This is a genomic window from Streptococcus sp. 121 (assembly GCF_016458205.1).
GTDB lineage: Bacteria > Bacillota > Bacilli > Lactobacillales > Streptococcaceae > Streptococcus.
Genome location: NZ_JAEMED010000014.1, coordinates 37682 through 44207 on the forward strand (window position 1 = coordinate 37682; position 6526 = coordinate 44207).

7 protein-coding genes and 1 pseudogene are annotated in these 6526 nt (G+C 42.3%); 1 reads left to right on the forward strand and 7 read right to left on the reverse strand.

Going from position 1 to position 6526, the window contains the following annotated elements; translation table 11 throughout:
* Positions 1 to 3: 3 nt before the first annotated feature.
* From hrcA to JEQ21_RS04320, 7 genes are all read right to left on the reverse strand, one after another.
* Positions 4 to 1038, reverse strand: coding sequence for a heat-inducible transcriptional repressor HrcA (gene hrcA / locus JEQ21_RS04290; RefSeq protein ID WP_199364152.1), 1035 nt, complete (start codon positions 1036 to 1038; stop codon positions 4 to 6).
* 185 nt (positions 1039 to 1223) lie between these two features.
* A complete protein-coding gene (locus JEQ21_RS04295; RefSeq protein WP_199364154.1) occupies positions 1224 to 1913 on the reverse strand; it encodes a histidine phosphatase family protein in 690 nt (229 codons plus the stop codon).
* A 136-nt stretch (positions 1914 to 2049) separates the two neighbouring features.
* Entirely contained in the window at positions 2050 to 2616 is a 567-nt protein-coding gene (rnmV, locus tag JEQ21_RS04300; RefSeq protein ID WP_199364156.1) for a ribonuclease M5, read from the reverse strand.
* A complete protein-coding gene (locus JEQ21_RS04305; RefSeq protein WP_199364158.1) occupies positions 2613 to 3395 on the reverse strand; it encodes a TatD family hydrolase in 783 nt (260 codons plus the stop codon). The genes rnmV and JEQ21_RS04305 overlap by 4 nt, the downstream gene beginning before the upstream one ends.
* A 214-nt stretch (positions 3396 to 3609) precedes the next feature.
* Positions 3610 to 3744: a 50S ribosomal protein L34 gene (rpmH, locus tag JEQ21_RS04310; protein ID WP_002885866.1), complete on the reverse strand. Its 135-nt coding sequence runs from the start codon at positions 3742 to 3744 to the stop codon at positions 3610 to 3612.
* 200 nt (positions 3745 to 3944) lie between these two features.
* Positions 3945 to 4646 carry a hypothetical protein gene (locus tag JEQ21_RS04315; RefSeq protein WP_199364160.1) on the reverse strand — a complete coding sequence of 234 codons (702 nt, stop codon included), beginning with the start codon at positions 4644 to 4646 and terminating at the stop codon, positions 3945 to 3947.
* A 779-nt stretch (positions 4647 to 5425) separates the two neighbouring features.
* Positions 5426 to 5893 (reverse strand): transposase, encoded by a 468-nt coding sequence (locus JEQ21_RS04320; RefSeq protein WP_199364162.1) that lies wholly within the window; start codon positions 5891 to 5893, stop codon positions 5426 to 5428.
* Positions 5894 to 5984: 91 nt separating this feature from the next.
* Here JEQ21_RS04320 and JEQ21_RS04325 point away from each other — a divergent pair.
* Positions 5985 to 6526: pseudogene (locus tag JEQ21_RS04325) on the forward strand (IS1634 family transposase); the annotation flags it as partial.

Genomic DNA, 6526 nt, shown 5'->3' on the forward strand with positions numbered 1-6526 from the left:
TCCTTAATGCACTTCATAATGGTTGCTACTGAGGTAGCGGTAGAAATCCGTCAGCTTCATCGTCATGACGCGACTGACAGCTTCAATTAGACTAAGTAAACGTTGGTAATCGCTATTCACTGGCCCCACCAGGCTTAGAAGCCCATAGCCTCGATAAGGGATTAAGAAGCGCTTGCTCATGAGACTCAAATCAGCTAACAGTTGACTGGAGGAATCCGCAATTCGAATCAATTGCTCCTGATTCTCCGACCAACCTTCACGTAGCTCAAGTGCCAGCTGTTGTTCATGGGTGAAAAAGCGATAAGTTTCCAGCCCCACTTCCTGCAGCAGGTGCTCCTGGCCTGATATCACCACTTCTTCTGCGAAAAGTTCCGAGAAGATATGTTCAATTAAAGCAGCTACATTATCAGGCGAAAGGAAATAGCGTTGGACCACTTGCGGAATTTCCGTGCGAATCTTGTAGTGAATCGAAAGCACTGACTCTCCCAACAAGCGATCCCGAACCATGTCCCTGAGCTGGTAGAGGTGCTCCACCAGAAAATTCCGGGGAATCACCAGCTCCTTGGTCAGGATTCTGGAATCATCTAGGGTCATAACAACCAAGGCTGTATGCGACCCTAGAACGACTAAATCAAATGCTGTCAGCCTTTGATGACTGGGCTCAACGTCCAGTACAAAAGCGGTTAACCCTGTCATCTCTGACAAGAGGTCGGCTCCTCTTTGAAAAATATCCTTCAATTGAAAGAAATCATCATCAAAGGCTTTGAGAATTTGAAAGACTTCCTCTGAGGGAAGGGTGGTCAAGGCCATGGAGTTTTCAATATAATATTGATAACCCGCAATACTTGGTTTACGACCACTGGAAGTATGGGACTTTTCTAACAAGCCCAACTTTTCCAAAGCCGCCATGTCATTCCGAATAGTTGCACTAGAAGAAGCAACCCCCTCCTGCAATCTCTTGGAACCTACTGGCTCATGGGTCTCTGTAAACAGTTCAATGATCATCCTTAGGATGGTCTCTTGTCTTTCTGTAACCATGCTCCCTCCATTGGATTAGCACTCAAACCATCCAAGTGCTAACTTATGATTCTATTATACAGCACGGATTCTCCCTGTCAAGAACTTTTGCTCAAAAAATTAGCACTCTTTCCAAAAGAGTGCTAATTTTGGGTTGTGACCTCAAAAAAAGCCTGATATAACAGGCTTTTCTGACTCTATCGGTCTCAAGACCGATTTTTCTCTAAATAAGCGCGACCCGTTTCCCGGTAGGATAGATCCCCTACTTCCATAACTGTAAACTGGCCATTTTCATAACGAAGTCGTGTGACTGAACCATTGTCTAAAGCCACAAAGCGCTGACCTGCTAATAGATACAGGATGGTTCCAATACTCATACCGTGGCTAACCACAATCGCATTCCCGCCACCAGCCTTCTCCATTTTTTCCGCTAAATCTGTGATCCCAGCCAAGAGGCGATCGCGAAGAACCTCCCAGGTTTCAGCCCAGCCGGCTGTATCTGCCTGGTAAATCGCCTTAGCCATATCCTCATAGGACATCTCCTCTAAATTCTCCACACCCGCTAAACGAGGAAGCAAACCAAAGAAAAGATCACCATCATAAGCCCCATCATTGGAACCAAACGACCACTCACGAACGCGTGGATCATAGTTGTAAGGAATTTCTCCTTTCAGACCTAGTTCTGTTAAGATAATATCCATGGTCATGATGGTTCGACCAAGATCTGATGACACTGCTCTATGAAAGGAAAGCCCTTTTTCTCGAAGGCCAATTCCCAATTCTCGAATCCCAGCCTGCCCCTGTGTTGTCAAAGGAGTATCACTCCACCCCTGTGCACGGTGAATCGTGTTAAACATGGTCCGACCATGTCTTACTAAATACAAATCTGTTGCCATCTATCTTCCTCCTATTCATACTTAACTAATTTCAAAATCAGAATACTCACAGAATTTCAAAAAAAATGACGAGGAAAGCCGATGAAGATTGAACTAAAGTTCATCAAAGAGGCTTGACAAAGTCAGATTTTGAAATTCAATGAGTATCAAAACCTTCTAGTGCTTTTTCCAAAACTTCCAAGGAAATCCCAAACATGGCCAAACGCTTAGGCAGCTGCTTGCCATTGGAGTAGCCAATTCGTAAAACTTCACCGATACACTCCCGCCGTTTCCGACTATCTGTCCCACCCAAGAGACCTAGACGCATCAAATCTGCTTGAGAAATCAACTCCTGCTTGTCTGGAGAGCGCCCTGTAAAAGCCCCATCTAAGGCTTCTTTCAAAGCTTCAAAATCCGCATGTTCAATTCCTAAAGACCGGCCAGCCGTTTTAGACTTAGGAACCGCCTCCCCTCGCTTAAGGAAAGCTTGCCCGACTTCTGGTACGGCCTGACTAATCATCTTGCGAATCCGCTCCCCTTGGTAATCCGGATCCGTAAAAACAATCACCCCCCGCTGTTCCTGCAAACGAGCAATCCGCTCAATATCCTCTTGGGATAGAGCAGAACCACGGGTCTCATAGGTATCCACCTGAAAAAAACGCTTGAGATTCGCTGTGTCATCGCGACCTTCTACCACAACCACTGGACCAATTACGGGCTTCATCGATGCTCACCATCCAGTCCGAAAACTTGCCATGCATTAGCAGACGTTGCTGCCACCAGCTCTTCCAGACTGATCCCCCGCAAGTCCGCCACCTTCTCCGCTACATAGCGGGTATAGGCCGTCCGATTTTCCTTCCCTCGATAGGGTACTGGGGCTAGGAAAGGAGCATCTGTCTCTAACAAAATCCGATCTAGGGGCAGATTTGCCGCTGCCTCTTGAATCTCTAGCGCTTTTTTAAAGGTGACCACACCTGAGAAAGAGATCCACATCCCTAATTTCATAAATTTTTCCGCCATCTCCAAAGAACCGGAATAAGAATGCATAATCCCACCACGAGCAGGAAGTCCTTCATCCGCTAAAATGGCGTAGGTGTCATCCAATGCATCCCGTGTATGGATGACCACCGGCAAATCCAACTCCTTAGCTAAACGAATCTGCCGCCGGAAGACTTCCTCTTGCACCTCTTTGGGAGCCGTCATCCAATGATAATCTAGCCCAATCTCGCCCAGAGCCACCACTTTCGGATGCCCCAGAACCTCACGCAGATAGTCTTCTACCTGGTCATCATAGCTTCCCGCTTCCGTCGGATGCCAACCCAAGGTCAAGTAAATGGAGTCATCAGCCTCTGCTAAAACCAAGGCTGCCTCAATCGATTCCCGATCAAAGCCCACCACATTGTGCCAGACCACACCCAACTCACGCGCCAGCTCAAGCTCCTCCTCCAACCGACCCGCAAACTGCTTCAAATTTAGGTGAGTATGTGTATCAAAAATGTTCATAAGTCTAACTCTCTATCAAAAAAGAGACAGTCCTACCAACCGCCTCTCTTATTTTGCTTTAAGTACTATTTCGCAGTAGTTGATTAAAATCCTCATTCACTCTATCGTTTTGACGATTTCGAATCAACTGTGCGGGGGCAAAACTAAGGAATCAAAGATTCCAGTTTTGCTCCCAAAAATCAGTAGACTCGAGTTTCTACTGATTTTTCAATCATTAAGCTGAAAGAACTTTACGTCCTTTACGACGACGTGCTGCAAGCACACGACGACCGTTCTTAGTAGACATACGGTGACGGAAACCGTGTTTACGTTGACGACGAATTTTACTTGGTTGATAAGTACGTTTCACGATGTGTACCTCCTCTTAGATTCTTTGTATTTGTTTAGCCGGCTAGTTTTGATCAGTTACTAAACATACCTTGCTATTTTAAAGGAAAATTGACGGGTTGTCAAGGGAATCGAGCAGAAAAAAACTTGTAGCGATAAAAACCACTCTTTTCGGAATCATTTTGCTGTAAATCAGGAATGTAAACGTTAAGAATACAAATCTCACAAGTATTTCTTCAGGAGATCCTCGAGTCTACCTCCAATTAAATCAAGAAATCCTCCCCTTTTTTCATGGATATATTTCTTAGCTGTGGAAAACTCTATAAACTCAAATTCATCTTGCTCCTCTGAATCCAAGTTCTTCATTAATCCATAATCACGTAAAAAACAAAGAGACATCCCGTTATATACAAAAAGAACTTCTTTCAAATCCTCTAAATCCACATTTCCCCCTTGATAGAATCGCAATAAAACATGAAAAAGCGAAAAAAACTCATCCGTGATAAAGTCAAAACGATTAAAGTCTTTTGTAGAGATTTGCTTTTCAGAATGTTTCGCCCTGACACCAAAGTCAAACGACTCTGCGAACAAGTAATGTTCGGCAAGCCCCACATCTATCTTTATCAGTGATTTAATAAAATCCATGTCCCCAGCGCCTTTATTCATACGTAAATATCCAGCCAGAACCAAGTTCTTTCGAATATCCAAATCTAGGCGTTTACGTGCACTTTCCTTAAATCCATCAAACTCATCATTCTTCACTCGACTCCTCAAATCGTGAAGTCGATCCATAACCTCCCCCATATCGTCGATTTTCTTGGCCACCAATTCAAGCGAATCATTTTGATCAACTCTGCGTAAATATTTCGTTATTCTCTTCTCAAGCTCACTCAACTCAATTCGATAAGCTACCTGTGGTTTCATTTGCGAACCTCCTTACTCACTCAGCTTCGCTGACTCCTTGACCCTTATTCCAAAAAAGGGAAAAGCTATTTCTCCTTTTCCCACGACAAACGCATGAGAGATTTTTAGCGAGAAAATAGAGTTTTCTGTATTTCAATGTTCAGGATTTTCACAATAAAAAATAATCCTTTTTGGAATCTTCTATAGGAGAATCGCTAAAGTTACTAAATTTAAACTGTGTTATAATTCGGAAATTACTGTTTCATGCGTTTGTCGTGTCCTTTTCCCTTTTTACTTGCATTCTATCTTCAAAGTGCTATTATAGTGTTATAAGAGGTGGTCAGACGACCACCAAGTAGCACCGTTTAAGACGGTGACTCAGTAGATTAACAAAAAAGCGTTAACCTTCGCTCGTCAAAGTTTTCGGTTAACGTTTTTTGTTGTGTTTACCTCGTTTTTTGATAGAGCAGAAATTGTACAAAACATTTGCCGTCATGACAAGTTTGTACAAGAGCTCTATCAATTCGAGCACTGACATGAACGTCTCCTTTCTTTTAGGGTAAGAAATGCTAGCCTGCGTAATCCGTATCCGCATAGGCACCACATCCTTTCTAAAGTAAAAGGAGTCACCGAATGAACTTCGCTACCCTTCCATTTTAACAAATTAATTTAGAAAAAGGAAAGATTTATCGGTTTCGAAAGTGAAGATTTTATAGTCTTTTATTTGAAAATAACACAGTAAAAAAGCGCAAAAAAACACTATCTGTGTTATACTTAAGGTGAGCATATTTAAAAATGTCTTAAGGGTGTTGCCGCATCCCTAATGCTTTTACTGCTTCATAAGTTTGATGTGTTTTCAAAAGTTTGTAGACAATTCTTAGTATCTTATGAGCACAAGCGATAACAGCCTTCATCTTACTTCCTCTTTGGGAAACTCGTTTGTATAAAGATGAGAAAGCTGGATCTTTGGAGTGTCCTGCTATCATACCCGAGATCGTTAAGGCATGTTTTAAGTATTTATTTCCTTGCGTTATTCGCGAGGATTTTTTAATACCAGCACTTTCATAGGAACCTGGACATAGACCAGCCCATGAGGCTAGGTGTCCATCTGTTGGAAATGCATCTACATCAGGACCAATTTCCGCTAAAATAACAGCTGCTGCATTTTCACTTATCCCAGGTACAGTCATTAATAATTGATATTCTTCGGGGAAGTGTTTATTTATATAGGATTTAATCCCGAGTTTATCACTTTGTGTTGTAAGCAATCCAGCTCAACCGCTTGATAGAACTGTATTTTTTCAATATTTTTTGCACAAAACACTTGTCGTATATGGTTGTGTATGATATGATAGAAGTATGGCTTTTATTAAAACGACTACTAACAAAGAAGGTAGGACTCACGTTTATCTTGTCGAAGGATATCGTAAGGACGGGAAAGTAAAACAAAGAATACTTCACAAATACGGTCTGCTTGATGAAATGGAGGAAAGCGAACCAGGTATCTTGGATCGACTGAAAAAGGAGGCTAAAGCTGGCCTTTTAAATCCAGAAAAAACTATCCAAGTTACCTATGATCTACTTGCTCCCATGAATGAACCAGACAGATCTTATGGCTGGATGGTCTTCGATGACATTTTTGAAGAGTTACGGCTTCCCAATTTTATGAAGCAGCTAAAAACAAATGCCAAATTTGATTTGACAAAAGCATTAAAACTCCTTGTCTTCCAGCGAATTTTAAAACCAGACAGTAAGTTAGCGACTTTTGAATCTCAAGAGGAATTATTTGGAGATTGGGACATTAACCTAAATGCAGTTTATCGCCTACTTGATAAGTTAAACGATATTAAGGAGGATATCCAACTCCACCTTCATCAAGAAATCAGTCGCCTAACCAATCG

Excerpts from the sequence above, each read along its gene's own strand:
- hrcA (WP_199364152.1), bottom strand. The coding sequence starts at position 1,038 with ATGGTTACAGAAAGACAAGAGACCATCCTAAGGATGATCATTGAACTG.
- rnmV (WP_199364156.1), bottom strand. The coding sequence starts at position 2,616 with ATGAAGCCCGTAATTGGTCCAGTGGTTGTGGTAGAAGGTCGCGATGAC.
- JEQ21_RS04315 (WP_199364160.1), bottom strand. The coding sequence starts at position 4,646 with ATGAAACCACAGGTAGCTTATCGAATTGAGTTGAGTGAGCTTGAGAAG.
- JEQ21_RS04295 (WP_199364154.1), bottom strand. The coding sequence starts at position 1,913 with ATGGCAACAGATTTGTATTTAGTAAGACATGGTCGGACCATGTTTAAC.
- JEQ21_RS04305 (WP_199364158.1), bottom strand. The coding sequence starts at position 3,395 with ATGAACATTTTTGATACACATACTCACCTAAATTTGAAGCAGTTTGCG.